The organism is Thermomonospora cellulosilytica (genome assembly GCF_014138835.1).
Classification (GTDB): Bacteria; Actinomycetota; Actinomycetes; order Streptosporangiales; family Streptosporangiaceae; genus Thermomonospora; species Thermomonospora amylolytica.
The window spans coordinates 3,217,990-3,240,152 of sequence record NZ_JACJII010000001.1 but is presented as its reverse complement, the minus strand read 5'-3'; the positions used below and the strand labels follow the sequence as shown (position 1 = coordinate 3,240,152).

Genomic DNA, 22,163 nt, shown 5'->3' with positions numbered 1-22,163 from the left:
ACGATGCGATCATGACGACTCTGCCGTTGACGCCCGACGAGCTGCTGACCACCACCCGTGCCGTGCGGCGGCGGCTGGACCTGGACCGGCCGGTGCCGATGGAGCTGATCCGCGAGTGCCTCGAGATCGCCATCCAGGCGCCCAGCGGGAGCAACGCCCAGGGCTGGCAGTGGGTGGTGCTGACCGACCCGCAGATCAAGACCAAGGTCGCCGAGTACTACCGGCAGGCGTGGGACCTCTACAGCGGCTCCCGGGCGTCGGCGGACAAGCTGTACGCCGACGACCCGGAGCGGGCGGCGGTGCAGCGGCGGGTGGGCGCCAGCGCCGCCTACCTCGCCGAGGTCATGGAACGGGTGCCGGTGCTGCTGATCCCCTGCCTGCGCGTTCCGGGCGGCGAGCTCCCGAAGGGCAACCAGGCCGGGCTGTGGGGGTCGCTGCTGCCCGCGGTGTGGAACTACATGCTGGCCGCCCGCGCCCGGGGCCTGGGCACCGCGTGGACCTCCCTGCACCTGCAGTACGAACGCGAGGTCGCCGAGCTGCTGGGGCTGCCGGAGGACGTGCGGCAGGGGGCGCTGGTCCCGACCGCGTACTACACCGGCGACACGTTCCGCCCCGCGCCGCGGCAGCCGCTGGACGGCATCCTGCACGTCAACGGCTGGTGAGCCGGGCGACCAGCGCGGTGAGGGTCGCGCCGAGCGGGGCGTCGAGGATGACCGTCGCGTGGCCGTCGCCCCGGGTGGGGCCCTGGTTGACGATCGCGACGGGAACGGCGTGCCGGTCGGCGTGCCGGACGAACCGGTACCCCGACATCACGGTCAGCGAGGAGCCCAGCACCAGCAGCACCCCGGCCCGTTCGGTGAGGTCGTAGCAGGTCCGCACCCGGTCGGGCGGGACGTTCTCGCCGAAGAAGATCACGTCCGGTTTGAGGACGCCGCCGCAGCCGGCGCAGTCCACGATCCGGAACGCGGCCACCTCCTCGTCGGTCAGCACCGCGTCCCCGTCCGGGTTGAACTCCGCGGCGCGGGCGGCCCAGCCCGGGTTGGCCTCGCGCAGCCGCCGGTCCAGGTCGTCGCGCGGGGTCCGCTCGCCGCAGTCCAGGCAGCGGACCCGGTCCAGGCTGCCGTGCAGCTCGATCACGCCGGTGGCCCCGGCGGCCTGGTGCAGGCCGTCCACGTTCTGGGCGATGATCCCGGTGACCAGCCCGCGCCGCTGCAGCTCGGCGACGGCGCGGTGCCCGGCGTTGGGGGCGGCGCGGGCCACGTGCCGCCAGCCCAGATGGCTGCGCGCCCAGTACCGCCGGCGGGCCTCCGCACTGCCGACGAACGTCTGGTACGTCATCGGCGTCGCCCGCCGCCTGCGGCCGGTCTCGCCCCGGTAGTCGGGGATCCCGGACTCGGTGGACAGCCCGGCGCCGCTCAGCACCACCACGTCGCCGTCGGCGACCAGATCGGCCAGCAGCTCGAACCCGGTGGCCCGTCCGGCGCCGACAGCCTGCGTCATGTCCTCCATGGTGCCCGACGCGGGCGGGTGTCCCCATCCGCCGGGAACGGGCGGGTGTCCCGGTCCGCCGGGAGCGGGCGGACCGGGATCCCGGCACCGGCGGGTCGCCCGTCACGGCGACGGCTTCCCCGGACCCGCCGGGACCGCGTCAGGGCTCGATGGTGATGGTCAGCTCGGGCAGCGACGGAACGCGGTAGTCCCCGGGCGTCGCGGTCACCGCGGCGGCCAGCTGCCTGCTGGCGTCCGCCGGGATGAAGATCTCCAGCGCCTGGTCGGTGTCGTTGTAGGAGAACTCCTGACCCGGCAGGAACACCACCGGGGCGCGGTGCCCGGCCCGCAGGATCAGCGGGGCGCCGTGCGGGATCCGGCCCGGCAGCACCCGGGTGAACTGCGGCACGTGCTGGGCTCCCATGGTCACCCGCACCCCGCCCGCCTGCCCGCCGACCTGGGCGTCGAGCTGGTGCAGGAACAGGTAGCCGGTGCCGGAGCCCTCCCTGCGGGCCCCCTCCTCCACCGCCCGCACCACGTCGGGCAGGTGCGCCAGCGAGGACCGGTGCAGGTCGGTGACCAGCAGCGGCAGATGCGGCTGCAGCGCGCCCAGCAGGCCCTCCACGTTCCACGCCTGCGCGGAGTGCAGTTCGTCTTCGGTGATCCCGACGAACTGCAGGAACGTGATCCGCCCGATCGCGGTGTCCAGCACCCCCAGCTCGGGGTCCAGCGCGAACCCGCCGGCCCGGATCGCCGAGTCCGGGACCTCGGGGTCGATCGGGTCCCGGATTTCGAGGAAATGCCCGACGGCGAAGTCGTTGCCGCTGCGGGAGACGTACGAGGCCAGCTGTTCCATTTCGTGCATCGCCCAGTTGGGCGGGGCGTCGCCGTCCTCGGGGCGGCGCGGCACCCGCAGCGTGAACTCGTAACCGCGCTCCTCGTAGGGGGCGGTCAGCGCGTACCCGATGAGATGCCAGTGCGGGACGGGCGTGGTCCGCGGATACACCACGATGAGATTGGTGACGAACCGCCCCACCGGCGTCGGCCCCATCGGCCGGTACGGCACCGGCGGAGCCCATTCCAGCCGCGGGACGTCCCCGTAACGCTCCTTCAGCACCGCGTCGATCGCTTCCCAGTTCTGGTAGACGAGCATGCCCATCCCTCACGGCCTCGTGGTCGGCTTCGGTGCCCTTTACCGACGCGCCACCGGGACGGGACGATCCGCGATGTGTCACAGGTCACACCTCTCGTCATGTTTCGTCCAGAAACTTCCGCCTTCCTCTCGGGAGTCGTACAAGGCATGGACGGCCCGTACACCGCGTGCGCCCGCCGCGTCATCGAGTCGGCGCGGGCCCAGGCCCGCGCATGGGACCACGACGAGGTGGAGACCGGCCATGTGCTGCTGGCCCTGACATCCGGCTCGGAACAGGGGATCGCGGGCGCGATGCTGCAAGCGCTGTCGCTCGCTCCGGAGCCCCTGCGACAGGAGGTGACCTCGGCCGGTGACCGCGATCGACGAGGTCGCCCGGCTGCGGGACCTGCTCGCCGAACGCCATGAGGGGGGCTCATGACCGTCGACCTGACCAAGCGGGACGTTCCCGATGACGTGCCCGATGAGGGCGAGTCGCGGTGGGCGACCGCCACCCTGGACGCGATGCCGCTGCCGGGCGAGGAGCCGTGGAAGCTGTCGATCGGCGGGATGCTGCGCCGCCACCCGAAGGTCCCGCGCGGCGCCGGGCGGGTGCTCGGGCTGCTCGACCGCTTCGGCGCCATCGAGTTCGGGCCGGACGGGCTCGGTTTCGACGGCGAGGAGGTCCGCTGGGAGAAGGTCATCGAGATCCGCACCCGCACCGTCGACGACCTCCTGCTCGGCCCGGTCTCCGAGTCCGTGATCGACCAGGTCCGCGACCGGCTCCCGCCCGTTCCCGGCCGCAGGTGGGCGGTGCGGCAGGCCGTCCAGACCGTGACCGCCCTGGTCCTGGCGGCCCGCCAGGACCTGCTGGAGGAACGCCCCGACCGCCCGCCCGTCCCCTGCGAGATCGTCTACCTGGGCCGCCTGGGCGGCGTGAAGCGCATCGAGGCCGGCCTGTTCGCCGCCCTGTGCATGGACCGCCGCCCCGAGATCGGCACCGCCCTGCAGGCGGCCGCCCGCCGCCGCCACGTGGCCGTCTGCCCCGCCGCCCCGCACGACCTGGCGACCGGCACCGCCCAGCGCGCCAAGGCCCTCCAGCACCGCACCGCCCTGCTCACCGCCCGCCTGCGCACCGCCGCCGGCCGTTCCCCCGAGGAATGAACGCGATCTCCCCGTGCGGCGTGGCCATGCCCAGAAAGGACGATGCCACGTAAGCGGTCCGCGCCGAGCAATGCCGACCACCGCACCAAAATGCTCCCGCACGCTATATCCGAGGCGTCTCAGCGCACACGCACGGCATTTCCAGTCCCGGCCGATGCCGTTGCCCTCGACCAGGAAGGCGACCACCGCACAGCGGCCCGGCGGTTTCCGGGAGCACACCCTGGAACTCGGCCAGCCGGCAGCCGACTCACTGACCGGCATCCAGACCCTGGCGCGCCAACTAGTGCCCGGCTGACCCGGGACGCCACGGCGCATCATCGCCATTGGGCCTCTTCTTTTGAAAGCAGTTCACTGATCGGAGGCGTGCACCCGTACGGGATCCAGGTGCAGCTCGTACGGACCCGTGCAATCTGCGGCCAGGGTGGCGATGGGCTCACCACAAGGGCAGGCGAGATTGAGCCCGTATGTGCCTGAAGGCCGCAGCAACCGGCGCTGTTGGCCCAATCGGGCAATGGCTGAAGGTCCGGCACGTCGTCCGGGTGCACCACCACGCTGTTGGTCATTCCGGCGGAGATCACGAACGCGTCATCCATGATCATGAACGGACTGCGTGGCTGTGCGGGCTCGGGGTCCTCCTGATCCTGCTGCGGCACATAGGGCGCTCCCCACGGTTCCGTATCGATCGCGTAGTAGCCGCGAGGAACCGTGGACGGTGCTCGTCGAGTCTCCGGGTCCCGTTCACTATCGAGATCCTTGAGCTCGGGAACACCGGGCAGTGCTTCAAGCTCCTGCGTGAGCGCAGCTCCGCACTTGGAGCAGAAGAAGACGGTCATGCCCCTTTTGTAACAGGCGGGAGCCGACGGCAATGCGCGGATGAGACCGGCCACGAAGGTGCGGAGGGGGCGGCACGATGGACGGTTTGTCGGTGCTGGTCGCTAGCGTCCGGCGTCGTGAACGCCGACGAGCTTGACCGACGGGCCCGCACCTACGACGGTTGGATCCCGCCCTGGCTGGTCTCATTGCTGATCGAGCAGGGCCACATTGACGAGGTGCGACTGCAGGCCCGCAACGGGGATTGGTTCTGCGCGCGTGCGTGGGCGCAGACGTTGATCGAACAGGGCCAACGGGATGCGGCCCTGGACGTGCTGGCTCCCTTCGTGGACGCGGGCTGGGCCGGCGCGGCCAGAGAGGTCGCCGACATCCTCGACGGCTGGGGACGCGCGGAGGAAGCGATCGCTCTGGTCCGCCCGTACGCGGAGACCGGCGAACGGCTCGCCCTGGAACATCTGGCGAGGCTGCTGGATCGGATCGGCCGTAAGGACGAGGCGTTCGAGCTGTTGCGCCCGCACACCGAGGACTGGTTCCTCGCCGAGGCTCTGGTCGACGTCACCGCCGGCCTGGGCCGGGACGAGGAGGTGGCCGGCCTGCTGGAGGCGCACGTCGAGGCCCTGCGCCAAGCCGACGAGTGGTGGTGTGCGGAGCCCATGAACGCCGTGGAGCTGCTGGCCAGGGTGCGCGAGCGGCAGGGGCGGATCGATGAGGCGGCGGCCCTGTTGCACACCACCCGCCTGGGACCGATCAACGGCCGTGACCAGCTCGCCGACCTGCTGGTCCGCCATGGCGGAGAGGACGAACTGCGGGACTACGTCGCCGGGAAAGGCGGTGAGAATGCGGCCTATCACCTGGCCGAATTCCTGGAAGAACGCGGAGACGTGGAAGGCGCCATCGAGGTGCTTCGGCCGTTCGCCGCGGATGGATCGCGGAATCCGTCGATGGCGCTCGCCGAACTGCTGACCCGGCACGGCAGGGCCGACGAGGCGATCGAGGTCCTGCTGCCCGTGCCGAGTTCGGTGGGCGGCGACTGCGGATGCGCCCTTCGGATGCTGTGGACGCTGATGGCCGACCACGGCCGTGCCGATGAGGCGCTCGCGGTCATCGACGATCTCGCCGCACAGGCCGGCGGCATGTCGTGGGAACTGTTCCGCGAACGTACCTGCCTGCTGACCTACTGCGGTCGCACGGAGCAGGCGATCACGGAGGTGCGAGCACATCCCGAGGCCGACACCTGGTACGGAGCATGGCTCCTCTCCGACCTGCTGACCGACGCCGGCCGGCTGGACGAGGCCATCGCGGTCCTGCAGTCGCCCCCCAGCGCCAGCGGAGGCAACGAGAACCGCCTGGCCGAGCTGCTCATCCACCGAGGACGCGTCAAGGAGGCCATGACCGTCCTGCACCACCCGAAATCCGTCTCCCCGATCGGCGCAGATCCCTGGGTCTCGGTAAGCGAGTCGGAGAAGCCGCCCTTCTGACGGGACACCCTCACGCTGATACGCAGCGCTTGATCCCGATCACCGAAGCGCCTGCGGGACCATGCGCAGGGCTGGACGGGGTCCCCCGCCTTCTCGAGCACGTGGAAGCACCGCCTGTCCACGGTGCAGAGCCGGATGGAGGCGACGACGCCCACCTCGCCGCCTGCGAACCACCAGCCCACCGGCCACGCAGATCCTGATCGTCCTGGCAGGCCGGCTCGCCGAGCTCGACCCCCTGTCATGACGTCGGACCCCACGGCCAAACGACCGGAGACCTGACCATCTCCACGATGATCAGGCCTCCGACCTGGGACTCTGCGTCGGGGTGGCGGGATTCGAACCCACGGCCTCGTGCACCCAAAGCACGCGCGCTAGCCAAGCTGCGCCACACCCCGGTCACCGGCCGCCGATACGGCGACCGGTGAAAGTTTAGTGCGGATCCGCCCTCACGCCATCCCGATTGATGCGCCGGTCCTCGGGTGGCCCATCCCACGCGCGAACCCCGCCGGGAAGCTAGTACGCTACGTCCGGGACCAAGGCCCATCCCCTCGGGTTCCTTGGCCCCGCATGCGGGCGTAGCTCAATGGTAGAGCCCCAGTCTTCCAAACTGGCTACGCGGGTTCGATTCCCGTCGCCCGCTCCACGTTTCCCCAGGTCACCGGCCTGATCATCGCCAAGATGATCAGGCCGAAGATCTTTTATCACCCATCTATCACCCGGCACCCGCCACCCCGATTGGACATCGGCGATCACCCACGAGTCCCCACCGGCACCACCGAGGCCCTCATGGGGATGGCCGCGTGACCGCCCTCAGAGGCTCCGGGCAGGACGAGCTGAGCGGCTCACAGTGGAGGGTGAACGAGACCGCAGGCCGAGAGGCCGACCTTGACTCTCACCACCGAGGAGGCACGCGCCGACGGTGGCGGCGTACCGACCGCCCTCTGCATCGCTGTTTTCTTGCTTCTTCGGCAGATCTGTGTTCCCTGCCATGGTCGGTCACCGCAGGCTCTGCGAGCCTTCCCGGAGACGGCAAGGAGGGGTGGCCATTTCCGTGGGAGGTCGTCGTGTCCAGCGCCGGAGGCGCGACCGCCACCTTGCTCGGCGTGGTGACCGGGGCGGTGCTGTCCACCCGGGCGCAGCGGCGCCACTGGGCCAGGGACAGGCAGGTCGAGGCCTGCCAGGCGATCATCGCGGAGTCGACGAAGTGCCAGCTCGCCCTGCGGCGGAAGTGGCGGCATGGCGAGGCCGTTGACTGGACCGCGTGGAACGAGGCGCTGGCCTTGATGTGGCTCGTCGGCTCGCGGAAGGTCATCCGCGCCGCCTACCGGATGGACGAGGTCTTCTGGCTGCAACGTGCCCGGATCGACCGCGGCGAGATAACCGACGAAGCGTCCTGGGAGCAGGCCAGGGATGAGATGGAGAGCACCCGGTTGCGGTTCATCAACGCCACCCGGAACGACGTCCTACAGAAGCGAGGTGCGCTGACGGAGAAGCCCGTCGCCCGTCCCCCGCTCCCTTCCCCCAGACATCAACCAACGGAAGCCGTGTCTTAGGGAGCCAGCAGCCGGCGCTCGCCGGATACGCCAACACAAGCAGTGTCCATGAGCTGAGCACCCAGGCCAGAGGCGCCCTGCAGGTTCATCCGCGCCGAGACGTTTGCCCGAGTGACAGCCGACCGGCCGCAGGTGGCCGCTGCTACTCAGCACCGGAGCCGATCGGCTGCCGTGACACTCTGTCTTCAGAACCCCATTCCCGTCGGAAACAGCGCACGGCCAGTGGTCACCAGCCACGCTCAGGTACACGAAGCCGCGGATGTCAACGCCGCACAATCCACAGAATCCAGGCAGTGCCGGACATGGCCTTGGCCTGCCGAGGCCTTCCCAAACAGGACGGAAAACCGCACGAATAGGCCGACTCCGCTGCTGAGAGGCCCCGATTCGCCTTCTGGCGAGTTGGCCGGTCAGGTGTTCTCTTCCAGGAGGCTGGCGGTGGCCTTGGGGTCCATGATGTTGAACCAGGCCTGTTCGGGACCGTAGAGGCTGCGTTCGGGGAGGCGGACGGCGGTGTCCCACAGTTCGGGGTCACAGCCGGGGACATGGCGCAGGATCACGGCGACCAGGTCGTCGGGGACGGAGCCGGTGATCTTCACGGCCACGTAGGTCTCATGTCCGTCGTCGGCGCGGACCACGATGCCCAGCCGGAATCCGGACAGGTCGGCGGCGTGCTCGTGGCCGTCGTGCAGGGATCCGCGTGTCAGGTCGCGGATGACGGTGATCAGCCGTCGGACCAGGCGGGTGCCTGCTTCCAACTGGTGGCGCTTGTGGTCGTCGTCGGTGGGCAGCAGGTGGCCGATGTAGGTCTTGCCGCCGATCGGCTTGGCGTTCTCGGTGTTGTAGCGGGCGCGGGCTGCCTGGGCGTCACGCGCGAGGGCCTGGTAGAAATCGTCGCCGGAGCCGTCCTCGCGGATGCCGGCGGCGATCAGCCAGGGAATGTGCGTGTCGAGCCAGACGGCGCCGCGCCATCGCTGGATCTTGACCTTGAAGACGATCTCGTCGTCGATCGCGCGGATCCGCTCGTGGCCGGTGCCGTCCGCGGCGAACTGGGCGCGGGCCTTGGCCAGCAGTGGGTGGCCGATCTCGTCCAAGGGCTGGTCGAGCGGGGGCAGCGGGAGGCGTAGATCCTCCCGCAGCGCTCGTAGGGTCGGCCGGGCCGGCTCCATCGGTCAGGTGTCCTCGCTGATACCGCCGAGCCGCTCGATGTCCTCGGCGGGGATGCCGGTGAGCAGGGAAACACTGGAGGTCGCCGTTCCGTCGAGCCTGCGGAGCTTTTCGAGCATGGCCTGTCGCATCTCCTCGCGGCGGGATTCCAGGTAGGCGCGGACGGCTTCGCTCACCAGGTCCTTCTTGGTCATGCCGAGGAAGTGGGCGCCGTCTGTGATCAGCTCGTCCGTCTCCGCATCAACCTTCAGCGGCGCGGTGGCCCGCCCCGAGCGGGGCTTGGTGGCAGCCACGACGATCACCTCCATACCTCTCTCGGTACCCCATGGTACTTCTCTACCGATCTGAGCACGAGAGCGATGGAGGCAGGTCTGAGACGAGGTCGCCTGGGCGGTTGGCCCATTCGGTGAGCCGGCGCTCACCATGCCGGGACGGTGGTCGCTCGGTGGTCGGCAATGGCGGTGTAGACGGCCGGCATCTGGGCAACGACGTGGATCCTCATACGGCTGGGGCGGGCGGCTCAGGCCGTTCGAGTTGCCCCACCCAGCGGTGCGTGAACGGGATGTCCTTGGGGCGTGTCCTACGTGGTGGTTCTGGGTGGGTGTCCCTATCGCTCGGGGAGGATCCGGGTGTCGGCGTCGGGGAGTTTGGTCCACCAGTGGTCGTAGCGGCGGTAGACCGCCGGTTCGCGGTCGGCGAGGAGCGACAGCAGGGAGCGGGCCTCTGCTGCGAGTTCCTCCCATATCTCGTCGGAGAGGGGATGGAAGGCGGTGGCCTCGATCCCTTTCTCGACCGCGCGCCACACACCCGCGACATGGCCGTCGACCAGCAGGGTCGGCAGCACGTCGCCGTTCCTGCGGATCACATGCGTGCGGTGGGCGGGCGGAATGAAGCGGCTCCGGTCGGCGTGGGCCAGCAGGATGCTGTCCCACATCGCCATCAGCCTCGGCGGGGCCGGGGTGTCCTCGGGTGGGCGCGGTGCGTCGGGAAGGTCGTACATCACCGCGCCGTCGGGCCCTTCCAGACGCTCGAGCTCGTCGCTCAGCGCCTGTACCGCGGCCTTGACCCGCGTCTGCTGGACCGTCGCGAACCGGGCCATGTCCGCCACCGTCGCCGGTCCGAAACCCTCCAGGTAGCGGCGGATCAGGATCTGCAACGCCTTGGCGGAGACATCCGGATCCGCCAGCACCGGCCGGGTGCTCGCCGCCACGTACGACTGCCGGCCATCGAACGACCACGGACCCCCGGTGGGCGCGTGCAGCAGAGGCGCGTACTGCCGCAACATCCGCCATGCATCAGCATCCATCGGTGCGCCCAGTCGTTCTTCGAGCCAGGCCCTCATCTCGTCGGCGGTCCGCGGCCGGTCTGCGTACTCCAGCAGGTCCGGGATCAGCGCGTCGGCGTCGCCGGCGGTGAGCCCGGACGCCGTGAAGCGACGGTCCCCGAGCCGGGCGGCACGCAGCGTCGGATCCATGGCCTCGCGGAAGACCCGGTAGTCCGCGGCGTGGACCGCGTGCAACGTGACCCGCATCAGCGTCGTCCTGACCACCTGGTGAGCGGCGACGGCGGCGTCGAGGTCGGCCGGGGTGAAACCGGCGAGCCGGTTCCACAGCGCGAGGTACGGTGAGGCGGGCTGCTGTGCCTGCAGGGCGACCACACGTCGTACCGCGTCGACAACGCCGACAGACTCGCGCCCGAGCAGTAGCTGCCGTGCGAGGACGGCCCGGTTGAGCGTCCGAGCAGTGATCCTCATGTCGTGGTCGTCTTCTCCAGTCTTCGCACGAAGCCGACGGCCTGTGCCCGATGGGTCGAGCGATCAGATCGAGCCGACGCCGTGACATGCACGGGCGTAGAGATCGCGCTCGCGGAACACCACGCGCAGATCCTCGCCGAAATCGACCTTATCGCCCGGGCCGAAGGAGCCGGAGCGAACACTGCATGACCTTCGCTTGGCGGCCGACCGCCCGTTCTACTCCGGAGAACACCACCGGCACGGGATGAACCTGCAGGTCCTGGCCACCCTCGGCGGCGTCCTGGTGGGTGCCGGGTGCGCTGCCCGGCAGCGTGCACGACCTGAAGGCCGCCCCGGATCCGGGGCATCCCGCGCGCCCTCAAGGCCACCGGGCCGCTGGCACTGGCCGACAAGGGCTCCCTCGGCGCAGGCCATCCCATGCTCACCCCCTACCGGGGCCGCAACAGGCCCGACGTCCTCAAAGACGCCAACCGGGCCAACGCCCGGCCGCGCAGCCCGGGGAACGCGGCATCGCCCAGCCCAAGACCTGGCGCATCCTGCACCGGCTCCGCTGCCGCCCCCACCGCGCCGACCACATCGCCAAAGCCGTCCTCGTGCTCCAGGCACACGAGACCTGCACGTACCGAAAAAGGCTCCCTATCTTGCAGCCTCCAAGCACGGAGATCACATATTGCGATATCGAGCGCCGCCTATGCACGATATGGCCTGCATCATGATGCTCAATATCAATGACTGCCACCGAGTCCGTCGGCTAATCTGCAGCCACGCGATTCGTTGATAATAAGGGCCTGCACAGGCCGATTCCTGGAGGCAAGGCGTGTCGGACCGGCATCGCACCATTGTGGACGTCCACGTTCTCCTGACGCGTTCCGATGGCAGGATCCTGATGATGGAGCGCGCCAACACCGGCTACGCCGACGGTCAGGCCGGACTGCCGAGCGGGCACCTGGAGGACGACGAGACGGTCCTCGACGCCGCCATCCGAGAGGCCGAAGAGGAGGTGGGAGTCTCGATCGAGCCCGGCGATCTGACGTGCGTTCATGTCTGTCACCTGCGCAGGGCCGGCGAGGAGGCCCGGATCGGGTTCTTCTTCGCCACGTCCCGGTGGCGTGGGGAGCCCGCGAACTGCGAGCCGCACAAGTGCGCCCGGACCTGGTGGGCCGATCCCGCCGCCCTCCCCTGTCAGACCCTCGACTACATCGCCCACGCCATCCCCCGCATCCGGCAGGGTCAGGGATTCTCCGTCTACGGCGACTGGGACTGAGGTTCGACCACAGATGCGCCTACCCATCTCCGTCACCGGCGGTGAGCCGTTCGACGGCTACGCATCCCCGGCTATGGGATGACTGAGCCCCGCCCTTGATCGCCGTCCATTTGCGCTCGTCCGGGCCGCCGTGTCATTCGCGGTCATTCTGCAGGCCGCCGGGCCTCACACCGCTGGTGGGTACGTTCGTCCGATAAAGCGGTGGCCCGCAGGTAATGGCTGGCCTGATCATGGTCGTCATGCAAGTGCCCAAGCATCAGATCCGTGCGCTCTACACGGCATCCACGATCACCGTCTACCAGGCGTACGCACCGCAGATAGGCTTGGCAGCAGCCCGCGAGGGCCGCTTCCCGGCGGCCTGGAAGCGGGACCGGATGACCTGGATCAAGCCGTCCTTCCTGTGGATGATGTACCGCTCAGGCTGGGGCACCAAGACCAACCAGGAGACCGTCCTCGCCGTCGAGATCACCCGTGAAGGCTTCGAGTGGGCGCTCGAGAACGCCTGCCTGTCCCACTACGAACCCGGACTCCACCCCGACCGGGACACCTGGCAACGGCAACTCAAGCATGCTCCGGCCCGCGTCCAATGGGACCCCGAACGAGACCTGCATCTACAGCCGCTCCCGCACCGCTCGCTGCAACTCGGCCTCAAGGGCATCGCCGCACGCCGTTACGCCGACGAGTGGACCGTCTCCATCACCGACGTGACACCACTCGCACACAAGATCCGCGCCCTCGTGCGAACCGGAGACCTGACCGCCGCCCGGCAACACCTACCCGCAGAACGCCCCTACCCCGCCCAAGACGCGCTCCTGACCCACCTCACCCAGGATCAGCCACCAGTCTCTGGGACGGAGAAGGCTGAACATGAGGGACGTACCAGATCGACTGCTTGAGGCGGAGACGGATCATGGCCACGACTGGGTGGTCCTTCGGCGGGGCATCATGATCGCTGCCGGAGTCGGCGGCCGGTCAGCGGTCTGTAGCACCTGGAATACCAGACGGGCGTGTCGCCGAACCCGGGTTCAGTCGTCGCAGGCGATGCCGTCACCGTCGCGGTCCAGATCATAGATGTCCGAGCCGGTTATGCGAACGGGCCCGTCCACGTAGGCCGGGCCGTTGCCGCCGCCGCCCGCGCAGTCGACATCGTCGGCGATCGGCACGCAGGCACCGCTGTAGTTCGGGTCGCACCGCGGGGTCTGCTTGGTGCCGACGGCGATGACCCGGGTGACCGGCGCCTTGGTGACCACCTCACGGACCAGTTTCTTGCCCGTCTGCACGCCGTCGGTGACGGTGACCTCGTAGGTGAGGGTCCTGACACCCGCGACGCCGCGGCGCCTCACCTCGGTGGTGCCCTCGGCGAGGGTGGGGTCGTTCACCCTCTTGGTCTTGAACGGAATCTCCTCGGTTTCGGTGACGGTGCGCTTTTCGATCTTCGGCGTGGTCGCCGTGCTCGCAGGTGTGGAAGGCGCCGCGTTCCCTGGATCTGTCGCCGCCGGAGTCACGGCCGTAGGCGCTGTGGCCGGCTCGCATTTGGCGCCGAGGGTGAGCAGAACACCGACCGCCACCATGGCTGTAACGAAACGCCTCATCGTTTCCCTCCCCGCTCCGCAGAGCGGCTCACGCTACCCAGCGGCCCGCCCAGGGCGACAGGGACAGGAGTCCTGAATGATGACGGATCCGCTGAAAGAAGATCTTTCTCGCCGGGTACACAGGGCCAATGGCGTTCTTTAGGGCTGCCCTTGTTCCGGATGCCCTCTGGGAGCATGCCTTGCGGACGGCCTGCCGGTTTCTCGAGGGCGGCGGCTTGCTCGCCGACCGCATGAACCTGGGCGTGGTGTCGGCTGAACGGTCTCTTGTGTTGGCCCTGCTCACGCGCGCTTGCGTCGTTTGACCGGAGTACCGACGCGGCCACCGGCACCCCTGTTCGCATTCAGGGTGAAAACAGCTCCGTGTGGCCTTGGCCTGCGACCGAAGCCATACGGCCTGCATGATCTGAGAGATCATGAGTTCATAGACCTTGGTCCCAGCGTTTCCGCAGGTCAACCAGTGGCCGAGGTCTGGGAACCTGCGATCCCTTTAGATCGACCAGTGCGAATCTCCACGTCGGCGGTTGAGAACCTGCATGCGGCGTTCGCCACGGTGCCGCGTCCCGCGGACATGCCGGGCGGCACCTGCTTCGTGGTACCGGAGAACGGGCGTGCGCTGGTACGGCGGCCGTTGCGGAGCCTGTCCGCGGAGGAACTGGCGGCGTTCGCGCAAGGCGCTGACCGCTTGGGGCGGTCTCGACGAGTTCCGGTACTTCGCGCCGCGGCTGCTGGAGCCGGCCGCCGACGACGCGTTCGGCTGGCCCGATCCGGAGATCGTCTTCGGCGAACTGGGGCTGGTGCCATGGCGGGACTGGCCGCAACGTGACGCGGTCACGACGTTCCTGGACGCGTTCTGGAGACGGATGCTGGAGACGTTCCCTGCCCGCCCCGCCGCCGGAGCCGCACTGTGCGCGATCGCCGCGGCTTCCGGTGACGTGACGCTGCAGCTCGCCATCTGGGCACGGCTGGACGCCGAGGCCGCCGTCCGGCACCTGCACACGTTCGTCACCAACGAGCTGACCTGGTGGAACGGCCGACCGCACCTCGGCAACGCGTACTGGGACGAGACCGGCCCGGCCTACCGGCGGTCATCGCCTGGCTCGTTGACGGGACCGCCGCAGCCGCCGTCAGGACGGCGCTCGACCGCACCGACTCCGAGGACCTGCTGCAACTGCTCGCCGACACCGACCGGCGGCTGCGCCCGTAACCCTCCGTCCCCTGGGGCGGGAGAGCAGCACATGAAGCTCCCGCGCGGGCAAGGCTGCTCTTGATCGACGACCTCACCCGACAGGAGCTCCACCCGTTCAGGACGTGAACCCACCGCCTGCGACCAGCCCGGGACCTGCACGCTCAGGGTGGAATCAGCGCAGAGAACGTCAGGGGATACGGACGATGCCACACAGGTAGGTGGAGTCGTTCAGGAGAGAGAGGGTCACACGGACGCCGGTGAGGCGTTCGGCAAAGGCGAAGGCTGTAGCCGTTGGGTTCCACGGAGAGCGCCGCCGGGCCGTCGGTGCCCTCGCAGGAGGTGACGTGTGTTCCCGGACTCCTCGCCGAGGTCGAGGGCGAGGTCGTACAGGCCGGTGACGCCCTGGCGGCGTTCGGTGACCTTCGCGCCCAAGCGACACAGGTACTCCTCGGGAATCAGCCCGAGAGCAACGGTGAAGCAGTACGCCTCGGTCAGGTCACCCTCGAACTGTTCGTCGAACCAGGCGTAGTCGGCTGCGGTAGGGCCCATGCGGTCATTCATATCCAGGTGACGGCGTTCGCCGAGCTGGTGGTCGAGCATCGCTGGCCGGCGCAGCGGGTGGCGTTCGAATACGACGCATTGGACCTGGCGGTCCTGGACGGTGACGAGCCGCTTCTCGTGGCCGAGGTCAAGCGCGATCGTACCGAGCTGGAAAGGATGCTTGCCCAGTTCGAGGTCGCCACGTCGGAGCATGTCGTTGCTCCGGCGAACACCGTCCAGCGCAAGGTGGCCGCTCTGGCGAGGCTTCGTCCAGCGGTTTTCTGGGCCGTGGCGCCCGGCGTCCGGCGGGCTTTCTCCGTAGAGGCCGATCGGGGCGGGGTGCCGCGGCTTCATCCGCGTGGCGGGCTGCCGCAGGGGTCGCGGACGGAGCTGGACTGCCCGATCTGCGGATCCGAAGAGGACGTGCGGGGCAACCCGATGCCCGATGGACGCATCGGCCTGGTGTGCGCCGCCTGTGACCATCACTGGTCTCGGACGCCTCGCCGACCATGCCGTCGCTGCGGATCCGCCGATGTCGAGGCCGGCGGGTATCGAGGCTGGGCTTATGAGGATTCCGAGGACGCCACCGACGACACCATGGCACCGTGGCACTACGTCGACTGGGACGTGTACCGATGCAGGAACTGCCATCACACGTGGAAAGTGGGCCGCCGTGCCGAGTGAGAGCAGGGGACGGGCCGACTGGGCCAGGCTCACCGCGTTCTTGACCGCACGTCCCGAAGATGAGGACTCGGTGACCCTGTCGTGGGCCGAGCTGGACCAGATCGTGGGCGGCGTTCCGGCTTCGGCGGTGCGTCATTATCCGCAGTGGTGGCATGGAGACCGGTCGCATGTCCGTGCCTGGAAGTCCGCGGGTTACACGGCGGTCCGGATCCGGCCGGGGCGGTCGGTGACCTTCCGTCGAAGCGGAGGCAATCCGGCTGCTCACGGCACCGGGAGACGGCAGGAGAAGCCCACGGCCGTGTCCACGACCTCCAATGGTGACCTGCGGACGCTGCAGGAGATCGACCCCCGCGACGCTCTGCTGGTGATCCCTTGTTCGGGGAAGAAGCGAACCCACGGAAGCGCGGAGAGCTCGGAGGCGGCGTCGTGGCCGTCTGAACTGCTGGCGGCCCGAGCATGCAACCGTGCGGCAGCGAAGATGGACGAGCAGCAGCTGATGCCCGCCTGGTACCGCTACAACGGATGGTTCTATACGACTGCCGAGGCCAGCTTGCGGGACGCCGTATTCACAGGAGCACCTTTGGCCATCCTCAGCGGAGGATACGGGTTGCTGCATCCCGAGGAACCGACTGGCCACTACAACAAGGCCATGCGCCTGACAGACTGGCCGACCGGTCTCCTTGAAGAACTCCTGATGGCCGAGGCCGACCGTCGGAACGTATCGGCAGTAGTGGCTTTCGCTGCGGCCAAGACCGATTACGCGAAGCTAGTACGGCGTACGCCCTGGCGAAGCGCCGGGCTCATGGCCTACTTGGTCACCATCAATGGGGTGAGCAAGGGAGCTCAGCGTGAGGTGCCGCGCCGACTTGGACATGCCTTCACCTGTTTCTGGCAACGGCAGCCCGCCGGGCGGTATCCGGAGGGAACGACTGTGGAGCGTCTGGCATGAGCAATCTGCAAGCCGACCGTCGACGGGACACCGACCGGTTCTACGCCCTGCTCGATGAGCTGGCCGAACGGGTCGGCGGGCCGCGCCGGCTGAAGGATTGCACCGAGGCCAGTGGCTGGCCGCAGTACGGCGTGGAGTTCTTCCTCGAAGACGGCCAGGTCCGTGCCGGAGGAGGCGGGCTCCGAGTCGTACGCGTGGGCAGTCACGCTCTGAGGACCACGTCGAAGGCCACCTTCTGGACCAGGTTGGCCCAGCACCGTGGACCGGTGAGCGGGGCCAATGCCGGTGTGGGCAACCACCGCGGCTCGGTGTTCCGCCAGCACGTCGGCAGCGCACTGCTGGAGACCGGTGACTGGCCCGCCGAGGTGGCGCAGACCTGGGGACAGAAGGACGTAAGCCCGGTCCAGCGAGCAGCCGAACGCCCGCTCGAACGTGCCGTGAGCGACCATATCGGCGCCATGCCGTTGCTCTGGCTGGACGTTCCCGACCTCGAACAGCGCAAGTCCATCCGAGCCAACGCGATCGCCCTGCTGTCCCAGCGCACCGGCGGCATCCACCCGACCACCCCCGGCTGGCTCGGCCTGCACGCCAAGAACGACAACGTCCGCACCTCGGGGCTGTGGAACAGCGACTTCGTGGACGACCCCTACGACCCGTCCTTCCTGGACGCCATGGAAGCCTGCGTGAAGGCCATGTGATGGCACGCCTGATGGCGGACGAGGGCTTCCGCGCGGAGCGGCAGAGAAACCGGTACGCGCCGCACGTCCGTCCGATCAACGAGCTGGTCGACGCGCTCCGCGAGCAGGACGGCCGGGGCTGGATGCCCTACGTTGCTCCGTGGCATGGCGGGATCCGGGCCAAGGTGCTGTCGGTGCTGAGAGACCCCGGTCCCGCGACGCAGCAGGGTGGTGGGTCCGGCTTCCTGTGCACCGAGAACGACGACCCCACCGCCGAGTTCCAGGCCCGGGCGTTCGAGGCCGCCGGAATCCAGCCCCAGGACCTCACGCCGTGGAACGCCTACCCGTGGTACATCAACCGCGCACCGACCAGCCGCGAACTGGACGCGGGCGTGACCGTTCTCGCCGCCCTCATCGGTCTCCTCCCCGACCTTCAGGTGGTGCTTCTCCAAGGCGTGGATGCCCAGAAGGCCTGGAAGCGCTTCACCAAGCGATATCCCACCGTGGCCAACAGGTTCACCGTCGAGGCGACCCATCACCCCGGCCGCCAGGCGCTTTGGTCGGCCGACCCGGCGATACGCGAGGAACGAAGGGCTCATCGGATCGCCACGTACCACAAGGTGGCCGCGACCATCCGCTGACCGTCCCTCAGAACGGACCAGCCGACAACCCGGGAAATCTGATTGCGATCAGCGATCATCACGTGACATCGAGTTAGCATGAATGGCATGGAGAACATGCCGAATCCCAAAATCCAGCTGGTCGAGATGAAAGCCCTGGGGCCGTTCTCGTGGCACTGGCCTGAGGGAATCGAGCGGTTCGAACGAGGCTGGGCCGCCGTGGCGACGGTGGAAGGTCAGGAGGTTCACGTTCGGCACGGAATCGGTCGCAGAGATGCCTATGGTCGTCCGCGCGTCCGTTCGGTGACCTGGGTCGAGGGCGACCCCCTGGTCGAGGGCGTCGAGTCCGATGACTTCGACCGGTCAGAAGCCCTGCTGAGCCTGATCAAGGTGACCAAGCATCATCTGAAGCCGGACGCCACTCCCCCTCCCGGCTACCTCTCGCTGCCCGTCGTGGTCATGGCTGACGAGATCCGTACACCGGGTGCTCCGCAGAGCCTGGCGGTGAAGCTCCGACACGATGACGTCGCCGGGTGGACCCGGCACGCGCTCCTCCGCGCCGTGGCCTGGGACCGTCTGCGTTCTCAGCCCACCGAACGAGAAGTCCTTCCACCTGTTTCCGACGTCGGCCCCGCCCCCGCCAATGTGCAGCCCCAGGATGACTCCGAGCTCCACGCCGCCGTGGTCAACGCGTTGCTGGCGTACGCCGAGCAGCACAAGTCCGCTCAGGTGGAGCCGACGGCGGAGTTCACGCAGGACCAGGAGGCGAACGAATTCCTCCTCGAGAACGACTTCGCTTTCCTGACCGGAGTTCTCTTCGACCAGGGAGTGTCGGCGGAGCGGGCATGGCGTGCACCGTTCCTCCTGCGCCAGCGTCTCGGCCACTTCGATCCCGAACGGATCGCCCAGGATGAGGCAGGAGTGCGGGAAGCCATCGCGCAACCGCCCAAGCTGCACCGATACATCGAGAAAACGCCCCGCTGGCTGGTCCTCGCGGCCCGCCGGGTGATGACCGAGTACGCCGGCGACGCCGGGGCCATCTGGTCCGATCACCCCAGCGCGAGCGAGCTACAGGATCGCTTCAAGGCGTTCGTAGGCATCGGCCAGAAGAAGGCCGCGATGGCGGTGGAGATCCTCGAGCGCGACCGCGGCGTGCCCATCAGGGACATGGAGCGAAGCGACATCGCCTACGACGTCCACCTGCGCCGCGTCTTCCTTCGCACGCGTCTCGCCGACCTCGACGACCGCGACCACATGATCACCAGGGCACGGGAGCTGTATCCCGAGCGTCCCGGTGCACTCGACCTGCCCAGCTGGCTCATCGGGCGCAGCTGGTGCCGCCCCGGCGTCCCCGACTGCGCCTCCTGCCCGCTCACCCAGGTATGCCCCAAGGACATCGAGCGGGCAAGCCAAGTCGTCAGCGCCTGACGTCTCCCGTGCCCTCATCCGGTGCGGGTCGAGTTCGCCTCGACCCGCACCGCCCACTTTGCGGTGTGAGCCACTTTGGCGGCGACGGCCGCAGGGCATGCCGAGCGATGGAGGCGGAGCGCCGCAACGCCCAGCTCACAACTGAAGGGTCGGCGGCCTTGACCGATTGGCCCGGTCGGCGGGCGCGGGCTCACCACCGGATCGCCGCGTTAATGAAGACGCTGGGAGCGTGCGTGTCTGGCCCCATCTGAGCCTGAGGACGGTGAGTGGGCGGGTGCGCGTTACGGTCTGCCGGTGCCTCATGCCATGACCAGGTGTGTACGGCGCCCGTAAGTGTCTGGCCGGCTTGCTCGCCGACTACTCCATGAGCCCTGCTTCCGCTTGTCCGCGGCTTCGGCTTCTGGTGTACGTTTCGCCCCATATCGGTCGATGTGGATCTTGCACCGGAGGGTTGATCGACAGTGGGAGCGAAGACCGCGCTGCTGGTGTACGCCGATGGTGATGCGGCCGAACTCCTGCGCAACGCCCGGTCCTTGGATCCGGTCGCGACCGATGCGCTCGTCGCGCGGACCAATCCTGACGGTGCGGAGCCGACGGGCGAGACCGGGACGTTGGCGGACTACGTCTACCCCGATGAAGGGTCGGTCTACGCCGGCTGCTTCCCCGGGGTGAGCGTGTTGTGCGATCGGCAGGTGATGGTCGATCGCCCCTCGCAGTTGCCCCCGCATCTGCTGGAGCCTGGTCGTGGCCGCAGGGTCGTTCTTCATGCCATGCACAGCGTGACCGACTGGTTCGCCTACGCCATCTGGGAGAACGGCACTCTGGTCCGTTCTTTGAGCCTGTCCCCCGACGAGGGAATCGTCGAGGACATCGGAGATCGTCTGGCGTTCGAAGAACCGTTCTGGGCCGGAGAACACCCGGTCACCCGCACTCCCGGCTGGCCCAACCAGAGCCCCTATCCCCTGCCCTTTCACCCTCTCGTCCTGGGCGGCGAAGCGGCCCTGCGCGCCCTGCTGGGCTTCGTCCGGGAAGGCCGCAGGCTCACCGACGACCTCGATGCGCATGAAGTCCCTCTCGCCCGGTACCGGGTCCCGGTGACCGAGGAGTTCACCAGGGAGGAGCTCGAGGAGTTCCTGCGCACCCACAAGCGCACGCGCTACACGTTCAACGCCGACGGCGCCCTCGTCCCGATCGAGGACTGAACGACCAGCAGGCCGGAGAAGAGGTCTCATGGCGTCGGACGGACACCTGGTCTTCGTCACCCCTGAAGACCCTGCCGGGCGGGCGGAGCAGAACTGGATCGCCCATGCCGACCTCGCATCTCATGGCCTGGCAGGCCAAGCCGAACAATTGTGGCTGTGCGCTCACGGCGACGGCACCTACGCCTTGGCGTGCATCCCGTTCTGCGTCTACGGACTGGCCCTGCACGATCGCGTCCACCTCTCCGAGGACGGCGGCGCGCAAAACAGCGGAGCAGAACACGTGGTCCCGGGGGTGCCCGCCGGGCGAGAACGTCTGACACACCTCCGGGAGTTGTGCGGGGTGGAGCGTGGTGGCGGCTCCCGGAGGGAGCGGGGCGTGGTGGGTCAGCGGGAGGCGGTGCGGTTGAAGAGGTACTTGGACCACGCGTAGCCGGTGATGGTCAGGGTGGCGCACCAGCCGATGGCCTGGGCGGCGCTGTCGCCGATCGGGGTGCCGAGGAGCAGGCCGCGCAGGGTCTCGGTGAGGGGCGTGAACGGCTGGTGCTCGGCGAACCAGCGCAGCCAGGTGGGCATCGTGTCGGTGGGGACGAAGCCGCTGCCCAGGAACGGCAGGAGCATCAGGAACATCGGGGTGTTGCTGGCGCTCTCGACGGTCTTGGCGGCAAGGCCGAATCCCACGGTGAGCCAGGTGAGGGCGAGGGCGAATCCGGCGAGGAGGCCGGCGGCCGCCAGCCATTCGGTCGGGGTCGCGTCCGGCCGGAAGCCGATCAGCAGGGCGACGCCGGTGACGGCCGCGATGCCCAGCAGCGCCTGCAGGACGCTGGCGATGACGTGCCCCGTCAGCACCGACGGACGCCAGATCGCCATGGTACGGAAGCGGGCGACGATCCCCTGGGTCATGTCCAGCGCGACGGCCACGGCGGTGCCCTGCGCGGTGGCGGCCATCGCCATCAGGACGATGCCGGGTGTCACGTACTCGACGTACGCCCGGCGGCCGCCGGACGCGCCGTCGATGCCGTTCCCGAGGGTGCCGCCGAAGACGTAGACGAACAGCAGGAGGAAGATCACCGGCAGGCCGATGAGCTGCAGCGTCAGGGACGGGTAGCGCCGCATGTGCCGCAACTGGCGGCGCAGCATCGTCGTCGAATCGGTCAGTGCGTGGGACAGAGTGCTCATGTGCGTCCTTCGTGGAGGCTCCCGCCTTCAGGCGGGGAACGGAGCTCCCGCGGAGCGGGTCAAGGGGCGGGAGTCGGCCGTCGATGCCGTTCCCGTGGCTCGTGCCGGGCCCGCGGACAGGCGGTTTCAGGAGGGGAACCCGTTATGGCTGAGGCTCCTTTCCGCGGTTCGCGCCGGGCCTGCGGACGGGCGATTCAGAGCGGATGGTTTTCAGAAAGAGGGACCTGTTACCGCTGAGGCTTCTTTTCCGTGGTTCGTGCCGGGCCTGGGGGCGGGTGGTTTCAG

23 protein-coding genes, 2 tRNA genes and 1 pseudogene are annotated in these 22,163 nt (G+C 68.7%); 15 read left to right on the top strand and 11 right to left on the bottom strand.

The window, feature by feature from the left end:
• Positions 1-11 precede the first annotated feature (11 nt).
• Positions 12-662 (top strand): nitroreductase family protein, encoded by a 651-nt coding sequence (locus tag HNR21_RS15530; protein WP_119727742.1) that lies wholly within the window; start codon positions 12-14, stop codon positions 660-662.
• On the opposite strand, the gene HNR21_RS15525 is transcribed toward HNR21_RS15530, so the two are convergent.
• On the bottom strand, positions 649-1,500 hold the full coding sequence (locus HNR21_RS15525; RefSeq protein ID WP_182705787.1) for an NAD-dependent protein deacetylase: 852 nt from the start codon (positions 1,498-1,500) through the stop codon (positions 649-651). The genes HNR21_RS15530 and HNR21_RS15525 overlap by 14 nt on opposite strands.
• Positions 1,501-1,648: 148 nt before the next feature.
• The gene (locus HNR21_RS15520; protein ID WP_157995799.1) at positions 1,649-2,641 is read right to left on the bottom strand and encodes a suppressor of fused domain protein; all 993 of its coding nucleotides are present in this window, start codon (positions 2,639-2,641) and stop codon (positions 1,649-1,651) included.
• 147 nt (positions 2,642-2,788) lie between these two features.
• Between HNR21_RS15520 and HNR21_RS15515 the strand changes: the two genes are divergently transcribed.
• From HNR21_RS15515 to HNR21_RS15505, 3 genes are all read left to right on the top strand, one after another.
• Positions 2,789-3,046: a Clp protease N-terminal domain-containing protein gene (locus tag HNR21_RS15515; protein ID WP_182705786.1), complete on the top strand. Its 258-nt coding sequence runs from the start codon at positions 2,789-2,791 to the stop codon at positions 3,044-3,046.
• Positions 3,047-3,055: 9 nt separating this feature from the next.
• A complete protein-coding gene (locus tag HNR21_RS15510) occupies positions 3,056-3,781 on the top strand; it encodes a hypothetical protein (protein WP_182705785.1) in 726 nt (241 codons plus the stop codon).
• A gap of 154 nt (positions 3,782-3,935) precedes the next feature.
• Positions 3,936-4,076: a hypothetical protein gene (locus HNR21_RS15505; RefSeq protein WP_182705784.1), complete on the top strand. Its 141-nt coding sequence runs from the start codon at positions 3,936-3,938 to the stop codon at positions 4,074-4,076.
• Positions 4,077-4,095: 19 nt separating this feature from the next.
• On the opposite strand, the gene HNR21_RS15500 is transcribed toward HNR21_RS15505, so the two are convergent.
• The gene (locus HNR21_RS15500) at positions 4,096-4,614 is read right to left on the bottom strand and encodes a hypothetical protein (protein ID WP_220500175.1); all 519 of its coding nucleotides are present in this window, start codon (positions 4,612-4,614) and stop codon (positions 4,096-4,098) included.
• A 117-nt stretch (positions 4,615-4,731) separates the two neighbouring features.
• On the opposite strand from HNR21_RS15500, the gene HNR21_RS15495 reads away from it, so the two are divergent.
• The gene (locus HNR21_RS15495) at positions 4,732-6,090 is read left to right on the top strand and encodes a tetratricopeptide repeat protein (RefSeq protein ID WP_182705783.1); all 1,359 of its coding nucleotides are present in this window, start codon (positions 4,732-4,734) and stop codon (positions 6,088-6,090) included.
• 320 nt (positions 6,091-6,410) lie between these two features.
• Here HNR21_RS15495 and HNR21_RS15490 read toward each other — a convergent pair.
• Positions 6,411-6,485 (bottom strand) — tRNA-Pro (locus tag HNR21_RS15490).
• Positions 6,486-6,659: 174 nt separating this feature from the next.
• On the opposite strand from HNR21_RS15490, the gene HNR21_RS15485 reads away from it, so the two are divergent.
• Positions 6,660-6,733 (top strand) — tRNA-Gly (locus tag HNR21_RS15485).
• 421 nt (positions 6,734-7,154) lie between these two features.
• On the top strand, positions 7,155-7,643 hold the full coding sequence (locus HNR21_RS15480) for a hypothetical protein (RefSeq protein ID WP_182705782.1): 489 nt from the start codon (positions 7,155-7,157) through the stop codon (positions 7,641-7,643).
• 407 nt (positions 7,644-8,050) lie between these two features.
• Here the strand turns inward: HNR21_RS15480 and HNR21_RS15475 are convergent, their stop codons facing one another.
• The 3 genes from HNR21_RS15475 to HNR21_RS15465 all read right to left on the bottom strand — a co-directional run bounded on the left by HNR21_RS15475 (position 8,051) and on the right by HNR21_RS15465 (position 10,560).
• Complete coding sequence (locus HNR21_RS15475; RefSeq protein ID WP_182705781.1) at positions 8,051-8,809, bottom strand: hypothetical protein; 759 nt, start codon at positions 8,807-8,809, stop codon at positions 8,051-8,053.
• 3 nt (positions 8,810-8,812) lie between these two features.
• A complete protein-coding gene (locus HNR21_RS15470; RefSeq protein WP_220500174.1) occupies positions 8,813-9,100 on the bottom strand; it encodes a hypothetical protein in 288 nt (95 codons plus the stop codon).
• A 314-nt stretch (positions 9,101-9,414) separates the two neighbouring features.
• Positions 9,415-10,560, bottom strand: a complete 1,146-nt coding sequence (locus HNR21_RS15465) for a winged helix DNA-binding domain-containing protein (RefSeq protein ID WP_182705779.1) — start codon at positions 10,558-10,560, stop codon at positions 9,415-9,417.
• 817 nt (positions 10,561-11,377) lie between these two features.
• Here HNR21_RS15465 and HNR21_RS15460 point away from each other — a divergent pair.
• Both HNR21_RS15460 and HNR21_RS15455 read left to right on the top strand, forming a co-directional pair.
• Complete coding sequence (locus HNR21_RS15460) at positions 11,378-11,824, top strand: NUDIX hydrolase (protein ID WP_182705778.1); 447 nt, start codon at positions 11,378-11,380, stop codon at positions 11,822-11,824.
• A gap of 239 nt (positions 11,825-12,063) precedes the next feature.
• Positions 12,064-12,720 carry a DUF4291 domain-containing protein gene (locus HNR21_RS15455; RefSeq protein WP_182708647.1) on the top strand — a complete coding sequence of 219 codons (657 nt, stop codon included), beginning with the start codon at positions 12,064-12,066 and terminating at the stop codon, positions 12,718-12,720.
• 129 nt (positions 12,721-12,849) lie between these two features.
• Here HNR21_RS15455 and HNR21_RS15450 read toward each other — a convergent pair whose 3' ends face one another.
• Positions 12,850-13,416, bottom strand: coding sequence for a G5 domain-containing protein (locus tag HNR21_RS15450; protein ID WP_182705777.1), 567 nt, complete (start codon positions 13,414-13,416; stop codon positions 12,850-12,852).
• 608 nt (positions 13,417-14,024) lie between these two features.
• Here HNR21_RS15450 and HNR21_RS15445 point away from each other — a divergent pair.
• Entirely contained in the window at positions 14,025-14,684 is a 660-nt protein-coding gene (locus HNR21_RS15445; RefSeq protein ID WP_182705776.1) for a hypothetical protein, read from the top strand.
• A gap of 105 nt (positions 14,685-14,789) precedes the next feature.
• Here HNR21_RS15445 and HNR21_RS36630 read toward each other — a convergent pair whose 3' ends face one another.
• Together HNR21_RS36630 and HNR21_RS36625 are read right to left on the bottom strand one after the other, a co-directional pair.
• Positions 14,790-15,041 (bottom strand): DUF6461 domain-containing protein, encoded by a 252-nt coding sequence (locus tag HNR21_RS36630; RefSeq protein ID WP_376766625.1) that lies wholly within the window; start codon positions 15,039-15,041, stop codon positions 14,790-14,792.
• A pseudogene (locus HNR21_RS36625) lies at positions 15,020-15,151 on the bottom strand (DUF6461 domain-containing protein); the annotation flags it as partial. The gene HNR21_RS36630 and the pseudogene HNR21_RS36625, both read right to left, overlap by 22 nt.
• A 436-nt stretch (positions 15,152-15,587) precedes the next feature.
• Here HNR21_RS36625 and HNR21_RS15435 point away from each other — a divergent pair.
• The 5 genes from HNR21_RS15435 (at position 15,588) to HNR21_RS15415 (ending at position 20,702) form a co-directional block, all read left to right on the top strand.
• Positions 15,588-16,775 carry a DUF7662 domain-containing protein gene (locus tag HNR21_RS15435; RefSeq protein ID WP_446697334.1) on the top strand — a complete coding sequence of 396 codons (1,188 nt, stop codon included), beginning with the start codon at positions 15,588-15,590 and terminating at the stop codon, positions 16,773-16,775.
• Positions 16,772-17,473: a GIY-YIG domain-containing protein gene (locus HNR21_RS15430; protein ID WP_182705773.1), complete on the top strand. Its 702-nt coding sequence runs from the start codon at positions 16,772-16,774 to the stop codon at positions 17,471-17,473. Before HNR21_RS15435 ends, HNR21_RS15430 begins: the two co-directional genes overlap by 4 nt.
• The gene (locus tag HNR21_RS15425) at positions 17,473-18,093 is read left to right on the top strand and encodes a uracil-DNA glycosylase (RefSeq protein ID WP_220500172.1); all 621 of its coding nucleotides are present in this window, start codon (positions 17,473-17,475) and stop codon (positions 18,091-18,093) included. The genes HNR21_RS15430 and HNR21_RS15425 overlap by 1 nt, the downstream gene beginning before the upstream one ends.
• Positions 18,094-18,180: 87 nt before the next feature.
• Complete coding sequence (locus tag HNR21_RS15420; RefSeq protein ID WP_182705772.1) at positions 18,181-19,500, top strand: HhH-GDP family DNA glycosylase; 1,320 nt, start codon at positions 18,181-18,183, stop codon at positions 19,498-19,500.
• Between the two features lie 461 nt (positions 19,501-19,961).
• The gene (locus HNR21_RS15415) at positions 19,962-20,702 is read left to right on the top strand and encodes a DUF6928 family protein (protein ID WP_182705771.1); all 741 of its coding nucleotides are present in this window, start codon (positions 19,962-19,964) and stop codon (positions 20,700-20,702) included.
• A 384-nt stretch (positions 20,703-21,086) separates the two neighbouring features.
• On the opposite strand, the gene HNR21_RS15410 is transcribed toward HNR21_RS15415, so the two are convergent.
• Positions 21,087-21,878: an ABC transporter permease gene (locus HNR21_RS15410; protein WP_182705770.1), complete on the bottom strand. Its 792-nt coding sequence runs from the start codon at positions 21,876-21,878 to the stop codon at positions 21,087-21,089.
• Between the last annotated feature and the right edge of the window lie 285 nt (positions 21,879-22,163).

Coding starts and splice junctions, on each gene's coding strand:
- HNR21_RS15530 (WP_119727742.1), top strand. CDS start 12: ATGACGACTCTGCCGTTGACGCCCGACGAGCTGCTGACCACCACCCGT.
- HNR21_RS15450 (WP_182705777.1), bottom strand. CDS start 13,416: ATGAGGCGTTTCGTTACAGCCATGGTGGCGGTCGGTGTTCTGCTCACC.
- HNR21_RS15465 (WP_182705779.1), bottom strand. CDS start 10,560: ATGAGGATCACTGCTCGGACGCTCAACCGGGCCGTCCTCGCACGGCAG.
- HNR21_RS15425 (WP_220500172.1), top strand. CDS start 17,473: ATGGCACGCCTGATGGCGGACGAGGGCTTCCGCGCGGAGCGGCAGAGA.
- HNR21_RS15410 (WP_182705770.1), bottom strand. CDS start 21,878: ATGAGCACTCTGTCCCACGCACTGACCGATTCGACGACGATGCTGCGC.
- HNR21_RS15430 (WP_182705773.1), top strand. CDS start 16,772: ATGAGCAATCTGCAAGCCGACCGTCGACGGGACACCGACCGGTTCTAC.
- HNR21_RS15435 (WP_446697334.1), top strand. CDS start 15,588: ATGGACGCATCGGCCTGGTGTGCGCCGCCTGTGACCATCACTGGTCTC.
- HNR21_RS15505 (WP_182705784.1), top strand. CDS start 3,936: ATGCCGTTGCCCTCGACCAGGAAGGCGACCACCGCACAGCGGCCCGGC.
- HNR21_RS15455 (WP_182708647.1), top strand. CDS start 12,064: ATGCAAGTGCCCAAGCATCAGATCCGTGCGCTCTACACGGCATCCACG.
- HNR21_RS15510 (WP_182705785.1), top strand. CDS start 3,056: ATGACCGTCGACCTGACCAAGCGGGACGTTCCCGATGACGTGCCCGAT.
- HNR21_RS15520 (WP_157995799.1), bottom strand. CDS start 2,641: ATGCTCGTCTACCAGAACTGGGAAGCGATCGACGCGGTGCTGAAGGAG.
- HNR21_RS15515 (WP_182705786.1), top strand. CDS start 2,789: ATGGACGGCCCGTACACCGCGTGCGCCCGCCGCGTCATCGAGTCGGCG.
- HNR21_RS15475 (WP_182705781.1), bottom strand. CDS start 8,809: ATGGAGCCGGCCCGGCCGACCCTACGAGCGCTGCGGGAGGATCTACGC.
- HNR21_RS15420 (WP_182705772.1), top strand. CDS start 18,181: ATGGAGAACATGCCGAATCCCAAAATCCAGCTGGTCGAGATGAAAGCC.
- HNR21_RS15525 (WP_182705787.1), bottom strand. CDS start 1,500: ATGACGCAGGCTGTCGGCGCCGGACGGGCCACCGGGTTCGAGCTGCTG.
- HNR21_RS15500 (WP_220500175.1), bottom strand. CDS start 4,614: ATGACCGTCTTCTTCTGCTCCAAGTGCGGAGCTGCGCTCACGCAGGAG.